General features: G+C 65.3%; 18 protein-coding genes and 1 pseudogene. 4 read left to right on the top strand and 15 right to left on the bottom strand.

The features are described from left to right. Positions 1–59: 59 nt before the first annotated feature. The 5 genes from OG225_RS16575 to OG225_RS16555 form a co-directional block, all read right to left on the bottom strand. Positions 60–1,085 (bottom strand): phosphotransferase family protein, encoded by a 1,026-nt coding sequence (locus OG225_RS16575; RefSeq protein WP_405182479.1) that lies wholly within the window; start codon positions 1,083–1,085, stop codon positions 60–62. 1 nt (position 1,086) lies between these two features. Then, positions 1,087–1,869 carry an SDR family oxidoreductase gene (locus tag OG225_RS16570; protein WP_405182478.1) on the bottom strand — a complete coding sequence of 261 codons (783 nt, stop codon included), beginning with the start codon at positions 1,867–1,869 and terminating at the stop codon, positions 1,087–1,089. Beyond that, positions 1,866–3,110: an acyl-CoA dehydrogenase family protein gene (locus tag OG225_RS16565; protein WP_405182477.1), complete on the bottom strand. Its 1,245-nt coding sequence runs from the start codon at positions 3,108–3,110 to the stop codon at positions 1,866–1,868. Before OG225_RS16565 ends, OG225_RS16570 begins: the two co-directional genes overlap by 4 nt. Positions 3,111–3,315: 205 nt before the next feature. Continuing rightward, complete coding sequence (locus tag OG225_RS16560) at positions 3,316–4,002, bottom strand: TetR/AcrR family transcriptional regulator (protein ID WP_405182476.1); 687 nt, start codon at positions 4,000–4,002, stop codon at positions 3,316–3,318. A gap of 76 nt (positions 4,003–4,078) precedes the next feature. Then, entirely contained in the window at positions 4,079–4,744 is a 666-nt protein-coding gene (locus tag OG225_RS16555) for a TetR/AcrR family transcriptional regulator (RefSeq protein WP_109530340.1), read from the bottom strand. A 235-nt stretch (positions 4,745–4,979) separates the two neighbouring features. Between OG225_RS16555 and OG225_RS16550 the strand changes: the two genes are divergently transcribed. The 3 genes and pseudogenes from OG225_RS16550 to OG225_RS16540 all read left to right on the top strand — a co-directional run. After that, positions 4,980–5,765 (top strand): spirocyclase AveC family protein, encoded by a 786-nt coding sequence (locus OG225_RS16550; RefSeq protein WP_405182475.1) that lies wholly within the window; start codon positions 4,980–4,982, stop codon positions 5,763–5,765. Positions 5,766–5,846: 81 nt separating this feature from the next. Further along, positions 5,847–7,055 (top strand): cytochrome P450, encoded by a 1,209-nt coding sequence (locus OG225_RS16545; RefSeq protein WP_405182474.1) that lies wholly within the window; start codon positions 5,847–5,849, stop codon positions 7,053–7,055. A 170-nt stretch (positions 7,056–7,225) separates the two neighbouring features. Continuing rightward, positions 7,226–7,510: pseudogene (locus tag OG225_RS16540) on the top strand (acyl-CoA dehydrogenase family protein); the annotation flags it as partial. A 134-nt stretch (positions 7,511–7,644) separates the two neighbouring features. Here OG225_RS16540 and OG225_RS16535 read toward each other — a convergent pair. From OG225_RS16535 to OG225_RS16495, 9 genes are read right to left on the bottom strand one after another with little or no spacing between them, the layout of a single operon-like run. Beyond that, positions 7,645–8,202: a hypothetical protein gene (locus OG225_RS16535; protein WP_405183546.1), complete on the bottom strand. Its 558-nt coding sequence runs from the start codon at positions 8,200–8,202 to the stop codon at positions 7,645–7,647. Between the two features lie 12 nt (positions 8,203–8,214). Beyond that, the gene (locus OG225_RS16530) at positions 8,215–9,495 is read right to left on the bottom strand and encodes an MlaD family protein (RefSeq protein WP_405182473.1); all 1,281 of its coding nucleotides are present in this window, start codon (positions 9,493–9,495) and stop codon (positions 8,215–8,217) included. After that, positions 9,492–10,601 carry an MlaD family protein gene (locus OG225_RS16525; RefSeq protein WP_405182472.1) on the bottom strand — a complete coding sequence of 370 codons (1,110 nt, stop codon included), beginning with the start codon at positions 10,599–10,601 and terminating at the stop codon, positions 9,492–9,494. The genes OG225_RS16530 and OG225_RS16525 overlap by 4 nt, the downstream gene beginning before the upstream one ends. Further along, on the bottom strand, positions 10,598–11,701 hold the full coding sequence (locus OG225_RS16520) for an MlaD family protein (RefSeq protein WP_405182471.1): 1,104 nt from the start codon (positions 11,699–11,701) through the stop codon (positions 10,598–10,600). The genes OG225_RS16525 and OG225_RS16520 overlap by 4 nt, the downstream gene beginning before the upstream one ends. Next, positions 11,698–12,738, bottom strand: coding sequence for an MCE family protein (locus OG225_RS16515; protein ID WP_405182470.1), 1,041 nt, complete (start codon positions 12,736–12,738; stop codon positions 11,698–11,700). The genes OG225_RS16520 and OG225_RS16515 overlap by 4 nt, the downstream gene beginning before the upstream one ends. Before the next feature lie 17 nt (positions 12,739–12,755). Beyond that, the gene (locus OG225_RS16510; protein ID WP_405182469.1) at positions 12,756–13,793 is read right to left on the bottom strand and encodes an MCE family protein; all 1,038 of its coding nucleotides are present in this window, start codon (positions 13,791–13,793) and stop codon (positions 12,756–12,758) included. Next, positions 13,790–15,097, bottom strand: coding sequence for an MlaD family protein (locus tag OG225_RS16505; RefSeq protein ID WP_405182468.1), 1,308 nt, complete (start codon positions 15,095–15,097; stop codon positions 13,790–13,792). The genes OG225_RS16510 and OG225_RS16505 overlap by 4 nt, the downstream gene beginning before the upstream one ends. A 5-nt stretch (positions 15,098–15,102) precedes the next feature. Beyond that, positions 15,103–15,957: an ABC transporter permease gene (locus tag OG225_RS16500; RefSeq protein WP_405182467.1), complete on the bottom strand. Its 855-nt coding sequence runs from the start codon at positions 15,955–15,957 to the stop codon at positions 15,103–15,105. Then, the gene (locus OG225_RS16495; protein ID WP_405182466.1) at positions 15,957–16,820 is read right to left on the bottom strand and encodes an MlaE family ABC transporter permease; all 864 of its coding nucleotides are present in this window, start codon (positions 16,818–16,820) and stop codon (positions 15,957–15,959) included. Before OG225_RS16495 ends, OG225_RS16500 begins: the two co-directional genes overlap by 1 nt. Before the next feature lie 393 nt (positions 16,821–17,213). On the opposite strand from OG225_RS16495, the gene OG225_RS16490 reads away from it, so the two are divergent. After that, the gene (locus OG225_RS16490; RefSeq protein ID WP_405182465.1) at positions 17,214–18,074 is read left to right on the top strand and encodes a mycofactocin-coupled SDR family oxidoreductase; all 861 of its coding nucleotides are present in this window, start codon (positions 17,214–17,216) and stop codon (positions 18,072–18,074) included. Between the two features lie 54 nt (positions 18,075–18,128). On the opposite strand, the gene OG225_RS16485 is transcribed toward OG225_RS16490, so the two are convergent. Further along, positions 18,129–19,418, bottom strand: a complete 1,290-nt coding sequence (locus OG225_RS16485) for a TetR/AcrR family transcriptional regulator (protein ID WP_405182464.1) — start codon at positions 19,416–19,418, stop codon at positions 18,129–18,131. Between the last annotated feature and the right edge of the window lie 230 nt (positions 19,419–19,648).

Below are 19,648 nucleotides of genomic sequence, written 5' to 3'. Positions count from 1 at the left end.
TGTCCGACCCTAGCCGAGGACGTCCGCTCGAAGGCGACGGTGGTCACGTGGCCTATCGGTCAGAACCCCGCCGCGTCGGCGATCCGACGCGCGGTGTGCACCAGCCCGTCGATGCGCTCGGCGGTCGGCGTGCCCGTGGCCGCCCGGTTCTGTGGTTCGTCCATGGCCCGGCGCATGACACCCTCCGCGATGACCGCGAGCTTCCACAACCCGACCACATGCCAGTACCGCAGCGCGTCGGGATCGCGGCCGGTCTGCCCCAGGTAGGTGCCCGCCATCTCGGCGCGGTCGGGGAAACCGGGCAGGGTCGAGGCGGGGAAATCGCCGCCGTCCTCACCCGGTTCGGTCCAGTAGGCGAGCAGACTGCCCATATCGGCCAGCGGTTCACCCAGGGTCGACAGTTCCCAGTCCAGCGCGGCGACCAGATCGCCGGAATCCCGATCCGCGACGACGTTGCGCAGATGGAAATCCCCATGCACCAGCGTGATCTCGCGCTGTTCCGGTATCGCCGCACCGAGCCGTCGGGTGAGGTCGTCGAGTTCGGGCAGATCCCTGTTTCTGGACTTCTCCCATTGCCCCGCCCACCGCTTCAGCTGACGCTCGGCGTACGGTTTGCGGCTCGCCAGGTCGCCGAGTCCGACGCCTTCGATATCGACGCTGTGGATCTCGGCGAGGGTGCGCGGCAGCGACAGCGCGAGCGCGCGACGCCGCTCGGGCGTGAGCGAGCGCGCGATATCCATGGTGTCGACGATCTGGCCGTCGACGAATTCCATCAGCACCATGGCGACATCGCTGACCGCGGGGTCCTCGGCGACGCCGAGAATGCGCGGCACCGGCACGGCGGTGTGCTCGAGGGCGGCCATGATGCGCGCCTCCCGCGCGACATCGTGGGCCGAGGCGAGCAACGTGCCCAGCGGTGGCCTGCGCAGCACCCAGCGGCCGGGTCCGGCGTCGGTGACGAGGTAGGTCAGATTGGACTGGCCAAGGCCCATCCGCTCGAAACGCAACCGTCCGAGATATTCGACGCCGAGTGTGTCGAACCAGCCCGCCACCGCGTCGGGGTCGACTCCGGCGGCCGTACTCACCTCAGACACGCGCGCCGGCCTCTCGGCGGAACTCGCTCGCGTCGCCGAGTCGCTGCCCGCCGTCGATGACCATCGTCTCGCCGGTGACCCAGCTCGCGGCGTCGGAGGCCAGGAACACGATCGCCGACGCGACGTCGTCGGGCTCGCCGATGCGTCCCGAAGCCGTTGTCGCCGTGAGCTGTTCCTCGTGCTCCTGCCACAGCGCCGCGGCCAGTTTGGTGCGCACGATACCCGGTGCGACGGCGTTGACCCGGATCTTCGGCGACAGTTCCAGCGCCATCTGCTTGGTGAGGTGGATCAGCGCGGCCTTACTCGCGTTGTAGACGCCCAGATTCGCCTCGAACCCGAGCCCGCCGATGGAGGCCATGTTGACCACCGCGCCGCCGTGGTCACCCATCCAGGCCCGCACCGCGAGCGAGGTCCACAGGACCGGTGCCCACAGGTTCACGTCGAAGGTCTTGGCGAAGCGGGCGTAGTCCTGGTCGATCACCGGACCGTAGGCCGGATTGGTGCCCGCGTTGTTGACGAGAATATCTATGCTGCCGAAGGTTTCGAGCGTCGACTCGACACAGCGCCGCGCGGCCTCGGCGTCCGTGGCGTGCGCGGCGATGCCGAGGGCGCCGCGGCCGACCTGTGCGGCGGCCGCGTCCGCGGACTCCTGTGACCGCGACGTCAGCACCACGTTGCCGCCCGCCGCGGCGATCGCCTCGGCGGTGGCCAAGCCGATGCCGCGCGAGGCTCCGGTGATGATCGCGGTCCGGCCGGTGAGATCCAGGTTCGTCATGCCTTCACCTGCTGTCCGTTCGTCGCCGCGGCCGCGCGGCGGTACTTGCCGAGTTCCTGCCGCGCGATGGTGCGTTTGTGCACCTCGTCCGGACCGTCGGCCAGTCGCAGGGTGCGCAGATGGGCCCAGGCCATGGCGAGCGGGAAATCGTCGGTGACACCCGCGCCACCGTGCACCTGGATCGCGCGGTCGATGACCTTCAACGCGATATTGGGGGCGGCGACCTTGATCGCGGCGATCTCGGTGCGCGCCCGCTTGTTGCCGACGGTGTCCATCAGATAGGCCGTCTTGAGGGTGAGCAGGCGGATCATCTCGATATCGATGCGGGATTCGGCGATCCAGTCCTGGATATTGGCGTTCTCGCTGATCGGCTTGCCGAAGGTGGATCGCGACGCGGCCCTGGTACACATCAGTTCCAGCGCGCGCTCGGCCATCCCGATACAGCGCATGCAGTGGTGGATGCGGCCGGGACCGAGGCGCGCCTGGCTGATCGCGAAACCTTCGCCTTCACCCGCGAGTACGTCCTTGGCGGGGACGCGGACATCGCGGAAGTCGATCTCGGCGTGTCCCTCTCGGTCGTGGTACCCGAAGACCGGCAGATTGCGCATGACCGTGACACCGGGCGCGTCGATCGGGACGACCATCATCGACTGCTGGCGATGCGCCGCGGCGGTCGGATCGGTCTTGCCCATCACGATGAGCACCTTGCAGTTCTTGTGCATCGCGTTGGAGGCGAACCATTTCCGGCCATTGAGCAGGTATTCGTTCCCGTCGCGCACCATCGACAATTCGACATTGGTGGCGTCGGAACTGGCCACGCCCGGTTCGGTCATCGCGAACGCCGAGGCCATCGTGCCCGCGAGCAGCGGTTCGAGGTATTTCTTCTTGTGCTCGTCGGTGCCGAACAGGGTCAGCACTTCCATATTGCCGGTGTCGGGCGCGTTGCAGTTGCACGCCTCCGACGCGATATGGCTGCGGCCCATGATCTCGGCCAGCGGCGCGTACTCGAGGTTGGTGAGTCCGGGACCCCACTCCGGATGCGGATGGAAAAGGTTCCACAGGCCGCGCCGCCGCGCTTCGGCTTTGAGTTCGTCCAGGATGGGCGGCTGGAAGTGCGGATCGCCGGATTCGATCATCTGCTGTTCGTAGACCGATTCAGCGGGGTAGACATGCGATTCCATGAATTCGAGCAGTTCGATCCGATAGCGCTCCGCGCGCTCGGAGGTGTCGAACAGCGACATCGTGGCTCCTGACGATAGTGGGACGGGCGCCGGTGATCGGTGATCGGGTGCGCGTCGATCGGGGACCTGCTCGGACGCGGCCGCCCGCAGGGGCCGCGCCGCGTTCACACCTGTCTATCTGAATTTGAAACCAACTTCAAGTTCATGCCTGGAATATGGCGCGTCATCTGGGGTTATTCGGGTGCGAAACCATCGTCCGCACGACCTAGTTCTTGGCCGGAACCCGCAGCGCGTTGACCCACAGCCTGGTCGCGGTATCGACCAGATCGTTCAGCGGGACACCCGCGCGTTCGGTGTCGTCGGCCGAGAAGTAGGTGAACGCGAGCCTACTGACCATTCCCGACAGCGCCTGGGAGGCCAGCAGCGGATCCAGCACCGGGTCGGCCAGGCCGCGTTCCTGCAAATTCTGGATACTGCGCGCATTGCGCGCGATGAAGGCCTCACCGCGCAGACGGCGCAACGTCCTGAACTCGGTGTCGATATTGGCGACCTGCTCGAGCAGGATCATGAGTTTCGCATTGCGCCGGTAGGCGTCGAAATAGGCGCGGTTGGACGCCTCGATGATCGCCGCCGGATCGCCGTCGTCGGCCACCCTCGGCATACCGGGATGCATCATGTCCTCTTGCGCGACCTCGAGGACGGCGGCGAAGATCTCCTCCTTACTCCCGAAATAGGTGTAGAAAGTCCCGGCCGAACATTTCGCGGACGTGGTGATATCGGACAACCTGGTCTCCAGGTAGCCCCGTCGCTCGAACACCTTGCGAGCCGCGGCGACCAGCGTGGCCCTGGTCCGCAGCCCGCGCGGAGTGGTCGGCAGTTCGCGCAGCAGCGAGGATCGCGCCATCGACGGCGCGGCGGGCTCGTCGTCGAGTTCGATTCCTGGGCTGTCCATGCAGCATTTATACGTCAGCCCGACATACGCCTCGTGTGACCCTCGCGTCGGCGACGGCCTTTTTCGGTGGGTGGGTTCACCCGTGACGATGCAGGAACCCGTGGAGGACGGCCTGGGTGAGCTCGTCGACGATCGCCTCCCGCGAAGGCTGCTCGGTTCCGAAGTAGGTCGAACGCAACGCGGCCATGCCGACGATCATCGCCACTGTCGAGTGAGCCGCCAGATCGGGATGGCTCGACCGCATTCCCCGCAGGTCCATGCCCTCGGTGCTGATCCGACCGAGAACCGAGAGTGAATGCCGGATATCGGCGATGCCCGCGTCGACTATTTCCTCCTCGCTCAAACTCTCCGAGGCCAGCAGGGTGACGACGAGGCCTCGGTGCTCGACGAACACGTCGTAGAGCTGCCCGACGAAATGCCGGGCCAGATCTTCCTCGTCGGTCTCCTCGGGGACGACCGCCTGCCATGTTCGGCTGAATTCATCGATGAAGCCGGTGAAGGGGAGAACGAGGGCCTCCCGAAACAGGGCCGCTTTCGAGCCGAAATGACGAAAAAGTAGTGGCTCGGTGACGCCTGCCGCCTCGGCTATCTCACGTGTCGTGGTGCTGCGGTAGTCCTGCCTGGCGAAAAGGGCGCGGGCAGCATCGAGTAGAAGTCCGCGCACCGCGCCCCGAGGTCGCCGGGGCGACGGGACGGGCTTCTCCGCCGCTGTCTGTTTGCTGGAGGACGGTCGCTCGGGCACGGGTGATTCGCTCCTCGAGCCGCTCTTGGCGGCCGATGAAAATTAAGATAGTCTCCACTATCCAAAGATAAGATAGTAGGCACTACCCAATGGGTGGGTTCGGATCGAAAAGGGGCGTGGACGTGGGCGCAGTCATTATGCTGGTTACGCTGTTCGGCCTGATAGTCGCCATCTTCGCGGTGGTGCTCCGTTACGACCCGGAAGCGCGCGGCGCTCGGAACCGGGAGCGCGACCGGTGAACGGCGAGTTGACGCCATTGCTGAAGGCGGCCATCGCCTTCGCCTACGTCGGCGGGTTCACCTTCGTCGCTATCGGCGTGTATCTCAGCTACCGGCGCCGCCGTCTGCATCCGCTACTGCTGGTGTGCATCTCGGCGATCTCGTTCTCCTGGATCGAGGCGCCCTACGACTGGGCGGTCTACGCACAGTTCGCGCCCGCCATTCCGCGCATGCCGTCCTGGTGGCCGTTGAACCTGACGTGGTACGGACTACCGGCATCGGTGCCCCCCGGCTATATCGCCTATTTCGTCCTGCCTCCCGTGATCGGTGCCGCGCTCGGACGACGGTTGATCGCGAGGTTCCACTGGTCGAGACCGACCACGCTTCTCGTCGTCGGATTGGTCGTCGGCTTCATCTGGGCTTTCCTCTTCAACGCGATCCTGGGCGCGCGACTGGGGGTCTTCTACTACGGTCGGGTGATCCCCGGACTGGCGTTGTGGGAGGGGACAAAGAATCAGTACCCGCTCTACGACGCCCTCGCGATGGGGGTGCAGATGATGGTTTTCACCTATCTCCTCGGGCGAACCGACCACGAAGGGCGCACCGTCGTCGACATTTGGGCCGATGCGAAGGCATCCACCCGTCTACGCTCGTCGGTCTTGTCCGTCGTCGGGGTCGTCCTCATCGGACACCTGCTCTACGGTGCCGTCTTCGCGCCCCACCTCGCCACCAAACTGGGGGGTTGGGTCACCGCCGGTCCGACGGCTCCCTTATTCCCCGGAATACCGAATCAGCCTCCCTAGCAGAGGCGTTCATCACTGTATGAAACAAATATCAGGCATGCCGTGGTCACTGTGCCACGGCGCGTGAAGGGAAGCAGACCGGTGGCCGAAGCCCGAGCGGTTGATCTCTACTACGATCCCTACGACTTCGAGATCGACGCGAATCCGTATCCGGTCTGGAGACGGCTGCGCGACGACGCGCCGCTGTACCACAACCGGAAGCACGGCTTCTACGCGCTGAGTCGCTACGACGACGTCGCCGCAGCACTGGTCGACTGGGAGACCTTTCGCTCGGGGCGGGGCACGGTCGCGGACGTGATCTTCTCCGGCGCGCAGATCCCGCCGGGAATCATCCTGTGGGAGGACCCGCCGATCCACGATGCGCACCGGAAGCTGCTCGCGAAGGTCTTCAGCCCGCGTCGCATGCTGGGAATCGAGTCGCAGGTGCGGGATTTCTGTGCGAGGGCCCTCGATCCGCTGATCGGCGCGACGGAATTCGACGTGATCGCGGACTTCGGCGCGCTGATGCCGATGCGTACGATCGGCTACCTGCTCGGCATTCCGGAAGCCGATCAAGCGGCCATTCGTGACAACACCGACGAAGTGCTGACCCTCGAGAACGCCGACGCCGCCAGGCAGTTCGACGCGGGGACCTTCGAACGCAGCATCGAGGTGTTCACCGAGTACATCGACTGGCGCGCCGAGCATCCTTCCGACGACCTCATGACCGAGTTGCTCAACGCGGAGGTCGAGGAGCCGGACGGCACCCGCAGGCGGCTGACCCGTACCGAGGTCCTCACCTACACCAGCACCGTCGCGGGCGCCGGCAACGAGACGACGACGCGGCTGATCGGGTTCATGGCGCAGTCGCTCGCCGAACATCCGGATCAACGGGCACAGATCGTGGCCGATCCGACGCTGATCCCGCGCGCGGTGGAGGAGACGCTGCGTTTCGAGGCGCCGTCCCCGGTGCAGGCCCGTTACGTCGCCCGCGACGTCCGATTCCACGATCAGCTCGTGCCGGAGGGTTCGGTCGTGTTGATCCTGAACGGGTCGGCCAATCGCGACGAACGTCGGTTCGCCGAACCCGATCGTTTCGATATCCATCGCGAAGCCTCGCATCTCAGCTTCGGCTACGGGTTGCACTTCTGCCTCGGCGCCGCGCTGGCCCGCCTGGAGGGCCGGATCGCGCTCGAAGAACTACTCCGGCGCTGGCCGGAATGGGACATCGACTACAGCGGCGCCGCGCGTGCTCATACCGCCAGCGTCCGCGGCTGGTCTCGGCTGCCGATGATCGTGCGTCCCGCGTAGAAATTCCTCATTCGCGAGTGTTGACGCGTTCGACCTCCCTCGTCAGTGTCGGAACGAATATTAGGTCACATGTCGAGGTTGTCAGAATTGCTCAATCTACCGTGCACGACATCACGATCGGTGATCGAGTGGGAATCCGGCGACGACAGCGAATCGAGTAGGCGGCGCCCATGGAGTTCTCGTTCCCGGCAAGGAGGGAGGCGTTCCGGGAAGACCTCCGGAACTGGCTGGCCGAGCACCTGACCGACGAGATCGTCTCGGCGGGACAGCGCGTCTCGAGCGATCCCGCGGCATTCGAGGTGGCGAGGCGGTGGAGCCGCACGATGGCCGACCACGCCTGGGCGGCGGTGGCCTGGCCGGTGGAATACGGCGGCAGAGACGCGACACTGCTGGAGCAGATGGTCTATGTCGAGCAGACCGTCCGCGCCGGGGCGCCGATGCCGATCAACATCATCGGCATGAACAACATCGCGCCATCGGGTCCGCACTTCCCACCCGGGAGTGTCCTCGGTCGACGGGTAGCAACGCCGCGTGGTCCACACCCGGGATGGGCGCGGACCACGCGGCGCGTTACTCGGGAGCTGCGGCGTCAGAGGATTTCGACACTGCTGGTCAGCCAGTGCCCCCCGACGTCGTCCAGAGTCATCAGGATCCGACTGCGATCCACCCGGGGGCCGGTGGTGGTCGAATTGGTGACCTCGGCGTCGACGAACATCATCACCACGACGCGTTCGCGCGACGCGGATTGCACACTCGCGCTCAGGACCCGCCCCTTGCTCACCGATTGTGCCTGCACCAGCAGCGGCTGTAGCTGGACGGCGGACTGGGCGTACATCTGTTTGAACGCGCCCGTGGCTCCCGCGTCGATCGCGGCGAAGTCCCGATCGATGTGGGCCGCGTCGATACTGGTCAGGGTCACCGCATACTGTTGGCCGACGGCGAGCGCCTGTGTCGCGGCTTGGTCGATTGCGTTGTCCTGCTGTACTTTCCATCCGAGAAATCCCGCCGCCGCCATCGCTGCGACGAGCAGCGTCGACAGGCCGATGATCACGGCCGGGTAGGGGCCGGTCGAGGCGACAGCCGGACTGTCATCGACCGATGCCGGGCTCGGCTCCTCGGTCGATTCTGTTGTCTTCTGTGTGGTCACGTGCGCGGCCCGTCATTTGGGGGGAATGTAGGACGGCGCGGGTGCGCCACCGTACGGCGTCGGAATGCTCGACGGTCCGGTGGGCGGCGGATCGGCCGTGGCCAACGGGTCGGCGCCGGGCGGTACGGTCGGAACCGGCCAACCCGGCGGCCGGGGCGCGTTGCGGGCGCCGCGTGGAATCAGTGTGGGATCGGGATTCCCACAGTCGGAATACAGATAGGGCGCGGGAAAGTTCGGGACCGCCCCCGGCCGTCGCGGTACGTCGTAGTCGCACTGGTAGCGCGGGTAGATACTCGCGAGTGCCCAGACGCCGCCGTCGTGGAATGCCGAGGCCACCGCGTCGAGTGTGGAACCGCCGCGCTGTTGCGGGAAGAAGAACTCGTTGAACGCGGGCACCCGCAGGTACGTCATCTGCCCGACGGTGGCCAGATTGCCGAGCAGTTGCACCATCGTGGGGGAGTTCTGGGCGATGATCGCGTCCATGGTGGCGAGGGTGTCGGGGGTGTGGGTCACCAGTTCCTCGAATCCGCCGCTCATCCGGGCGACGCCGCCGAGAGTCGCGGACAGATCCCGCGCCGTCTTCCTCAGTTCCGGCTCGGCCTCGGAGAACGTCGTCAGTACCACTTTGCTGTTGCGGATGAGGCGGACGGTTTGCGGCAGCACCCCGTCGAGCGTGGAGATCAGGAATATGCCGCCGTCGACGATGTCGGCCAACTTGTCCGGTCCCGCGGCGGACACGCCGAGTTCGTTCGTGATGGTCCGCAGTTTGTCCGGATCTACCTGGATGAGAGTGCTGCTCAGCGATTCGAGCATGCGTGACATCGGGATAGGGCTCGAGGTGCGATCGGCCCTGACGACCGACCCATCGGTCAGGTAGGGGCCGTCGTCGACATCGGGGAGAAAGTCCAGATACTGCTCACCCGCGGCGGACAGTGCGGCGGTGCGTACCTTTCCGCTGTCCGGAATCCGAACGCGCGAGTCGATGGCCGCGACCGCGACCACTCTGTCGTCCGCCACCTCGACCGAGGCCACCCGGCCGACACGCACGCCGCGCAGGGTGACGTCCTGGCCGGGTAGCAGACCGCCGGATCGGTCCAATTCGACCCGTACCCGGTACGGCGAGTCGAACGGGTCGAACTTCAGGGTGCCGATGGTCAGGTAGCCGCTGCTCGCGACGAGGATCACCAACAGTCCGAATACCGATGTCGCCAAGCGGTGTCCACGGACGCGGCGGACGCCGCCGACGATCACTTCGGCGGGAAGTTCCCGAATACGCGGGCCAGGCCGTCTCATCGCGGCGCTCCGTTCAGTCGTCCGCCGAGTCGCTCGAGCATGTAGTGCAGTGAACCGGCGAATGCCGCCAAATCGGTGCCGTCGGGCAACCTGGCGCCAGGAGTGCCGGGGAAGCCGGGATCGGGAACCGCTCCGACGGCGAGTTGAGCGACGTCGACCACGACATGCGCGGAGGACGAAGTAGTCAACTTCACCACCGTCGCGATGATCGCGTTGAGCGCGTCGAGTTCTGCGTCGGGATTGTTCGCGGCGTCGGCGAGTCCCTGGGCGAGCAGGTCGATGTGCGCGGCCATGCTGCCGTTGTTGGTGCCCCGGATGGAGGGAAACCGCGCCAACTGCGCGGTGATCGCGTGGATGCGATCGACCAGGCCGATGAAGCCGTCGGTGTTGGAACCGATGACCTCGAGCGCGGGGCCGGCGGCGGCAACGGCATCGTTGATCGAATTCTGTTGCATCGCGACGGTATTGCTGAGGTCCGCGGCTCCACTGATTACGCCCTGGATCTGTTCCGAGCGCGTGGCGAGGCTGTTCAGCAGCTGTCGAGTGTTCTCGATCAAGTCGGCGAGCCGATCGCCGCGCCCGCCGACGTATTCGCCCAAGGCTGTCACGACCTGCGTGAGGTTCTCCAGGGTACCGCCGCTGACCAGCAGAGAAGCGCGGCTGAGCGCTTCCTCGATGGTCGAGGCCGCCGAGGTGTTCTCGATCGGGATGGTCGAGCCGTCGTGCAAGGTGCCCCAGGCGGGGGCGGGAGTCTTCGGCGGGCTCACCGCGACGAAGACATCGCCCATCGGCGTGGCGGAACGCAGTTCGGCGGTGGAGCCGACCGGCAATTCGACTCTGGGCTGTATTCGCATGGTGACCACCGCGGCGTAGTTCCGCGCGACCATCGATTCGACTTCGCCGATATCGGCGCCGTTCATCTTGACCTTCGCCTTTGTCGGCAGATTCAACGCGTTGGCGAAGGTGGCGGTGAGTGTGTACGCGTCGGCGTCGAGTCCGGGTGAGGGCAGGGGGATTCGATCCAGGCTCACCGCGCAGCCGGTCGCGGTCAGTGCCGAGGCGACGGCCAGAACCGCGAGCGGGCCGGTCGTTTTCCGATACTTCATTTCGTCTGTGCCAGTCCTTGCAGTATCGCGGTGATGCCGAAGTCGGGGCCCATGTCACGCATGTCTCCGGTATTGCAGCCGAGGTTCGTCAGATTCAGTAGATTGCAGACCTCCTTGACCATCTGCCCATCCAGGAGGAGCCGATTGAGGTCGACTGTGGCACGCAACGCGCCGACATTCTGGTCGATAGCGTTATAGGTGTTGCTGGTGACCAACGGAAAGACATCCAGGAATTCGGCTATGTTGTCGTTGTAGTCGGCCAGCGAGGTGAATATCGTGTCGGCGTTTCCCGCCAGATTCGCGAGCGTCTGCTGGTTTTTTTGCAGCAGTTCCGTGACCGCGGTGAGAATCCGATTGACGGTGGCGCCCGTGGTGCCGCCACCGATGTTCTGATCCGCCAGAAGTTCACTCAACTGATATATGCCGGAACCGAATTCGCGCAGCGTCCGGTCGTTGCGCGCGGCCAGGTCGGTCAGCGCGTCGAGGTTGGTGACGACCTCGGTGATGGCATCGCGGGTGGCCGCGCCGTTGTCGTCGCCCGTTCGCATAGCCCGGGCGAGTTCGCTCAGCGCCGCGCGCATATCGTCGCCGTTACCCGAGGTGACCGCGGTACCCAGGTCGACGAGGTCGGCCACCGGCCCTTTGCCCGCGCCGTCGCCGCCGAGCGCGCCGGTGAGCTTTTCGACCATTTCCAACAGGCTGTCGAATTCGATCGGCGTATTCGTACGGTTCGATCCGAGGGTGGCGTTCCTGCCCAACCTCGGTCCACCCCGATAGACGGGGGTGAGTTCCACATGCCGGTCGGTGAGAATGGAATCGGAGACGGTGACCGCCCGGACGTCGGCGGGGATCGCGACATCTCCGTTCACGCGGAGCTCGACATCGACACCGATGCCGTGCGCCCGGACATCGACCACTTCGCCGACTTTCATCCCCAATACCGCGACCACATTGCCGACATAGATGCCGTTGGCGTTGTCGAAGGTCGCGGTGATCGTCGTGTCGTCGGCCAGTGGATCGATACCGGTCGAACAGCCGGCCAGCGCGGCACCGAGTGCGATGATCACGGACAGTTTCACCCAGGGGGGTACGCGGATCATTCGCAATCCTCGAGATAGGGGGCTTTGCCCATTTCGATGGCGCGCTTGCTCAGCGCGCACATGAACGAGTCGATGAACGCCCCGTCCGGTGCCGCGGCCGACAGCTCCATACCGGTTCCGGTGGCGTTGGCGAACAATCTCCACGGGACGGGCAGGATCTGCAGGATGTTGCGCAGTAACGCGTCGTTGCTCGCGATCATGGTCGTCATCGAGTGCAGATCATCGAGCAGCCCCTGCAACTGCGCGCGGTCCTCGACGATGATCGGTTCGAGCTGATGGACGAGCGCGGTCGTGGCGGCGAGCAGTCGCCGCAGCGCGTCCTGTCGGGAGTTGATCTCCTGCAACACGGTGCGTCCCTGGCTCACCAATGACGCGAGATCGCCCTGCTGGTCACGGATCACGCTCGTGACCTGAGCGGTGCTCGTCACCAGGGTGCCGATCTGGTCGCGGCGCTGAGCGATGACCGCCGACAGCGCCTGTACGTTGTGCATCACCTCCGGTACCGCCGGCGGCAGATCCCGCAATTTGTCGGAGAGCGTGGTCATCGAGTTCGCGATCTGCTCGGCGTCGAGTTTGCCGAAGGTCTTGGTCGCGTCCTGCAGGGCGGTCTCCAGGTTGTAGGGGACTTCGGTGTGTGACAGGGGGATGTTGTCGTCGCGCAACCGGCCGGTCCCGTTCGAGCGCAATTCGATATAGCGCGACCCGAGCAGGGTCGTCAGCTTGATCGAGGCGCGGGTGTCGGCGCCCAGTTTCGCGTCCCGGTCGATTTTCATCGTGACTGTCACGTGGTCGCCCGTGAGTCGGGTGCCGGTGACGGTTCCGATCGGGATCCCGACGTAGGTCACCGCGTCGCCCGGGGCGATTCCGGCTGCCTGGACGAATTGTGCCTGATACGTGGATTTCCCCAGATGTAGCGAGTTGACGAAAACGGTGGCCGTGAGCACCGTCGCCAAGAGGGCGACCGTGATCATGCCGACGCGCAACGGGGCGGCCGTATCGGACGGTCGTGCGGTGCCGCGTTTCCGGAGTGTAGGCACACGTGGTCTCATAGCGATCACCTGCAGATCGGGGAGTGTTCGGGTTTGCCGCTCGGACTGGCGATTCCCAGGATCGAGGCGATCAGCGGATCGATTCCCGGAACCACGCTGAAGCCGATATCGCAGACATAGGCGGTCAGATACGCCCCCTGGTCGACGATGCGCCCCAGCGTCTGCAGCAGCAGCGGAAGGTTGTAGGCGAGGTAGGCGAAGGACGCCTTGTTGTTCACGAAATGTGCGGCGAAGCCGGATGGACGTTCGACGAAGCGGTTCATCGAGGGTGCGGCCCCCTGTACCACCTGCGAGGCCCGATCGACCACCGCCGCGATCGCGGCGGTCTGATCGAGTAGTGTGTCCCGCCGCTCGTACAGGCCATCGAAGATCTTGCGGGTCTGTCCGATCGTGGTCGCCAGATCGCCGGTCTGCTTCGCGAGGTCACCCACCACTCGGCTCAGGTTTTCGATGATCGAGCCCAGGATCTCGTCCGGGCCGGCGAAGGATTGTGCCAGCGTGGCTGTTTGGGCGATCAGGGTGGGAATCGCACTGTCTTCGCCCTGGAGTGCGCGAATCAGCGCGGAAGTGATGTCATCGACGTCTTCGGGATCGAGCAGGCCGAACAGTGGCTGGAAACCGTTGAGCAGTCCGGACAGATCGAAGGAGGGTTCGGTGTGTTCGAGTGGTATCCGCGCGCCCGGTTCCAGCGGTTCGGGCTCGCCGAAATCGACCAGCGACAGTCCGAGATAGCGCTGACCGATCAGATTCTGGTAGGTCACCGCCACTTGGGTGTTGCCGTAGAGAATCTGATCGCGCTGCACCTCGAACGTGACTTCGGCAGCGGTTCCCGCGATTTCGACTGCCTCGACCCGGCCGACCTGCACACCCGCCATGCGCACGTCGTCACCGACCCGTAGACCCGACACATCGGTGAACAGCGCCGAATAGCTGTGGGTTCTGCCGGGAACACCCCGTTGCAGAGTCGCACCGACCATCCAGGTCAAAACGACCGCGATCACCAGGAACAGCGTTACTCCGACCAATGGCCGTCGGTAACTCATCGGGGCCCTTCCTCGGTCGGCGCACCGGCCGGAACGGGTGTGACCCGCACGTCGTTGCCACGCACGAGTGGTCCGAGCAGAAGCGTCGACAACGCGTCGGGTGTCGTTCCCAGAATTCGCGCGATCCGCGCGCGATCGCCGACGCTGCCCGTCGGCTCACGTCCGCCGGTGTCGGCCGCTGGTGTCGGTCCGGTGTTCGCGGTGCCGAGGACGCCGGGCCCGGGTGGTCCGGTGAGGCAGCTGGGGCCGGCCAATTCGCCGTAGCGGGGACAGTCTTCGCGCGTGTACTGCTTGTGCGGGGTGAGTTCGACGATGATCTTCGGAACGGCGCTCTGACTTTCCGGACGCCAGAGCACCTGGGTGACCTTCTCGGCGACATTGCGTTGAGAGGACGTCATCTGGACGAAGTTCTGGCTTCCGGCGCCGAGTACACCGAGCACCGGTCCGAAATCGGCGGTGACGTCGAGCAGCGTGTCGGTGTTGTTGTTCATCGCCTCGGCCACCGTCGCGGTGGTCACCAGTCCGCCGCTGACGAGTTCGGTCAACCGCGCGCGTTGTGCCGCGACGGTGCGTAGGGGGACGACCGCCTGATTGACGGCGTCGAGCAGATCGGGCGAGGAGGACCGCAACCCGTTCAGCGCCGCGGTGAGCACGCCCAGGGTGGATTCGCTGCCGTCCGGCGCGGTCAACTCGCTCATCGTCAGCACGATCCGCTCGAGTTGGGCGCCCGCGCGCAACGCGTCGGATCCCCGGCCGCTGGTGGCGCGTTGGACGGTTTCGAGAATGCCGACCGTCGGATCGGTGCGTGATCGACCCGCAGAGGCGGCGATTCGGCTCAACGCCGTCAACGAGGTCTGTAATTGCACCGTCGCGAGTCCGTGATCCTCGTGAATCTCCGTGCCTGCCCTCAAAGGTGGCCCCGCGCCGTTGTCGACCAGTTGGATCGACGGGACGGCGAAGACATTGCTCGGCACGACCCGCGCGGTGACCGTGCTCGGTATACCGGGGGCGTGTGCGGATTTCAGCGCGAGCCGCACCAGGGTCGGTGCGCCGTTCGAGGCCGCCACGACCTCCGACACCGAGCCGACGAGTACGCCGCGATACTTCACATCGGATTTGGGCGGCAGCCCGTCTCCTATGTCGCTCATCAGCGCCGTCACCGGCACCGACTCCTCGAAACCGCCCTGCGATCGCACGATGCCCGCGGTGACCACCGCCGCCGCCACGACGGTGAAGGCGATACCGCGCAGCAGCAGTTTCGCGTTGGTGAGATCTCGGTCGTCGGATTCGAACAGAATGGACATCGGGGTCACCCGCTCAATCTCGAACCGGAGTCGAAACCCCAGAGCGCAAGTGTCATCAGTAGATTCACCGAGATCATCACGGTGATGGCGGCGCGCATCGCGCGCCCGGCCGCGACGCCGACACCCTGCGGTCCGCCGGAGGCGTAATAGCCGTAGTAGCACTGGATCGTCGTGGTGATCACGACGAAGACCAGGCCTTTCAACAGTGAATAGAAAATATCGGTGCCGCTGAGCACCAGGTTGAAGTAGTGCCCGTAGGTGCCGAACGAGTCGCCGCCCGCGACCCGGACGAATGCTTCGACGGCGAGGTAGTCGGCGGCGAGCGCGGCGAGGTAGAGCGGCACCAGGGCCACCATGGACGCCAGCAGTCTCGTGGAGACCAGGTAGGGGATCGGCCGGATCGCGATCGATTCGAGCGCGTCGATCTCCTCGGCGATCCTCATGGCGCCGAGTTGAGCGGTGAACCGGCATCCGGCTTGCGCGGCGAAGGCGATCGAGGCCATGATCGGGGCCAATTCCCGCGTCGCGGCGGTGGCCGCGATCATGCCGGTGGCGGGTTCCATGCCGAGGAGTTTCAACGCGCTGTAACCCTCGATGCCGACGATCGCCCCGGCGGACGCGCCGAGAACGATGATGACACCCGCGGTTCCGCCGCCGACGACCAGTGAGCCGTTGCCCCAGGTGACATCGGACAGGATTTTGACCGATTCCCGGCTGTAGTGCCGTATCGCCGAGGGAATCGATGTGAAGGCCCGCAGGAAGAAGGTGATCATGTGACCGAGTCGGATGAGGACGTTCACCGGTCCTCGGGTGATGGTCCGTAGCGGTCGAATTCCCGGTGGAAGGTAGGTCGCCGCCATCAGAGCGTCGTCCTCGGGAACAGGATCGTGTACATCTCGGTGAACCCGACGTTCACGACCATCAGCAAGATGATCGACGCGACCACGGTGGCGTTCACGGAATTGGCCACCCCGCCCGGGCCGCCCTTGGTGTTGAGGCCCTTCTCGCAGGCGACCACCGTCACGATGGTGCCGAACACCGCGGCCTTCACCATCGCCAGATACAGATCGCCCGCGGTCGCGAAGGACGAGAACGTCGCCATGAAACTGCCCGGCGTCCCGTCCTGGACGTAGACATTGAACAGATATCCGGCGAGAAAGCCGATGAAACAGCTGAATCCGGTCAACGCCATCGCCACGATGATTCCGGCGGCGAGCCTCGGAACCACGAGCCGCCGCAATGCCGAGACGCCCATGACCTCCATGGCGTCGATCTCATCGCGAATCGTGCGCGCGCCGAGGTCGGAACATATCGCCGAGCCGACAGCGGCGGCCAGCAGAATCGCTGTCACGAGTGGCGCCGATTGCCGGATCACCGCCAGGCCGCTGGCCGCACCGGCCAGCGAGGTCGCTCCGACCTGGCCTGCCAGCAAGCCGAATTGGATCGATAGCGTGGCGCTGACCGGCAGCGCCACGGCGGCTGTCGGGACGACCGAGGTCTTGACCATGAACGCCGCTTGGTGGACGAACTCGCCGAACGGGAATCTTCCCGTCCAGGTATCGATGACCAGGTAGCGGACTGCACGGCCGCCGAGGATCACCTGCCGACCCAGCGTTTCCAGAGACGCGGCCGGATGCCTGCGAACGTATCCGCGAGACCAGGTCGCGATCTCCTCGGCGGCCGAACCCCGGACACGTTCTGCCCCGACGGGTTCGGCACTCATGTGCGACACCGATCGCCGGGACGAAATGGGCTCATCCCGCAGGCGACAGTGTTGCCGATCGTGGTCTCGATGAGCGATGCCACGCAGCCTCCTGTATGCGACCGAATATTCGTTCCGCGTCACCATAGAGGCGCGGTGCTCGGGCCGTCAACAGTTGAAAGCGCGACCGGCGCGGGGGATTCGGAGTATTCGGTGCGCCGGCCCGCCGGAGTCGCCGTGTCCTGCATGCCCTCGGCGGGCGTTTCCCCGGAAAGTTACCGGCCTCTTGTGAACCGAATTTTCGTTCCGTACGCTTCGGACTAGGCGAAGCGTCCGGAACAGGCGGCGCTACTGCCCTTCTGCTGACGGCCTGTCGGCATTCGCCGATCCAAGAACGGTTGAAAGGAAATCCAGATGGGACGTGTGGAAGGAAAGGTCGCGTTCATCACGGGCGCGGCCCGAGGTCAGGGACGCAGCCATGCGGTGCGGCTGGCCGAAGAAGGGGCCGACATCATCGCGGTCGATCTGTGCCGGGATATCGAAACGCTCAGGTACGCGCTGGCGCGGCCGGAAGATCTCGCCGAGACGGCACGACTGGTGGAAAAGGCGGGCCGTCGTGTGCTGACGCGAGAGGCGGATGTTCGTTCCGCCGATCAGATGGACGCCGCGGTCCGCGCGGGGATAGCCGAGTTCGGCAAGCTCGACATCGTCGTGGCGCAGGCCGGTATCGCGGGCATGAAAGGAGAACCGAAAGACCAAGCCTGGTGCGATGTGATCGCCACCAATCTCGTGGGCACGATCAACGCCATCCAGGCCGCGTTGCCGCATCTGAGCGACGGCGCGTCGGTCATCGCGACCGGGTCGACCGCGGGTCTGATGCAGACCAAACAGCTGGACAATCCGGGAACCGATCCGGGCGGTATCGCCTACCCGTTGTCCAAACGCATGTTGGCCCAGTATGTTCACGAGTTCGCCGCGCAGTTCGGGCCGCGCAATATCCGGGCCAACGTGATCCATCCGACCAACTGCAATACGCCGATGTTGCACAGCGAACCGATGTATCAGGCCTTCCGCCCCGATCTGCCGAATCCCACCAGGGCGGACGCGGAACTGGCGTTTCCGGTGCAGCAGATCATGCCTGTTCCGTATGTGGAACCGGAAGATATCAGCGATATGGTGGTCTTCTTGGCCTCGGACGAGGCCCGCTATGTCACCGGCATGCAGATGCGTGTCGACGCGGGCGGCTATCTGCGGTGGTACGACTACCACATCTGATCAACCGTCGGCGGCGAGGCGCTGTGGCGTCCGCCGCCGTGCGGTCGGGGGCGATCAGTGAGCCACAACTCCGCGCAGCGAGGTGTCTCGGACCAGTTCCAGCGCGTGGCGGGGGCCCACCTGCCGCAAGATGTTCTCGGGAATCCATTGGACGCCGATGAAACATCTCGCGAGCATCTCGGTCGATCGGCTCTCGACCGAGATGTCACCCGCGCGGATGCCCGCGGTGAGCATCGACTTCATCTGGCGTACACGAGCCGCGAACGACCAACCGGGATTCGGTGTGTCCGGTGGGGATTGGCGCATCCATGCGAGCTGGATCCGGAACTCGTCGGGAAACCGTTCGAGGGCCATGATATTGATCCAGCTCAACGCGTCCAGCTTCTCCAGCACGCTGGAATTCGAATTCAGCGCGGCGACCCAGCCCGCCCCGACCTTCTCTCCGAATTCCTGCATGATCGATGCCAGTAACTGGTCCTTCGAGCCGATCAGCCGGTACACCGTGCCGGTCGCCATACCCGCCGCCGCAGCGATATCGCGGGCAGTGGTGGCCTCGTAGCCGCGTCGGCCGAAAACGGCCCGTCCCGCGGCTCGAACATGGCGCGCCTTGTCGCTGGCGTCCACGTCGACCTCGGCCCAGGAATCGATGACCTCCGACACCGCGGCGAACGCTGCGGAGCGATCCAGTTCGGCATCGCCGAGAGGTTCGGAAGCGATACCTTCCAACAGAATTCGGGACAACAGGGTGGCCACGCGAGCGGGCGTCGCCTTGTGCCTGATCACATCGAGGCCCACGTGCAGCATCGACTGGCAGATGCGATCCGCGAGCACCGGGAGATCGATGTCGGAACGGATATATCCACTCCACCGCCCCGCCCGCAGAGTCTGCAACATCGCGTCGTTGAGCCGCACCGGCCGAAGTTGGGTGAGCGCCGTCAGTTCTGTTGTGGCACTAGGCCCTTCGAAGAAGGACATCTGCAGCGCGGCACGATTGCGGACGGCGCATTCCGCGATGGCCGTACCCAGTTCCACGATTCTGTCCGAGGCCGACCGCTCATCGGACTCGTCGAGTCCGGCGACGGCCGCCTCGGCCACCCGGTCGAGGTCGGCGTGGTATCGCCGCATCAGTTCGACGAGGATGGCCTCTTTCGAGTCGAAATGGTGATAGAGACTTCCCGGGAGTATGCCCGCCGCGTCGGCGATCTCCTGTAACGAGGTGCGCAGGCCGGAGGTGGCGAAAAGGGTCTCGGCGGTCATCAGGATCTCTGTCCTGCGCGTACCGTTGTCCGAGGATTCACCGCCCCGGGGCTTCGTCACGGCGGTGGTGCGCTTGGCTGCTGTCATCGCCGTGATGCTCTCGCCGATGGGTGCCGAGGCGACTCGCCCCGGCACGGCCTGTCGACGGGAAGAGGGAGGCGCGCACGACTCGGCGCGGGCGTGCGTGAGGTCATGGTCGGGGCCGACTCGAAACCGAGTCGCCCTGGTCACCGCCGGACATTGCTCTCCCGTCGTCTCGTGTGATCATTCGACAATACCGTCCCGAGACATAAATTTGTTTTCCGGTATCCGAGCAC

Origin of the sequence: Nocardia sp. NBC_01377, assembly GCF_045040005.1 — a bacterium.
Lineage (GTDB): Bacteria > Actinomycetota > Actinomycetes > Mycobacteriales > Mycobacteriaceae > Nocardia > Nocardia noduli.
Note: the sequence above shows the minus strand (reverse complement) of the source record. Positions and strands in the feature narration are given on the sequence as shown.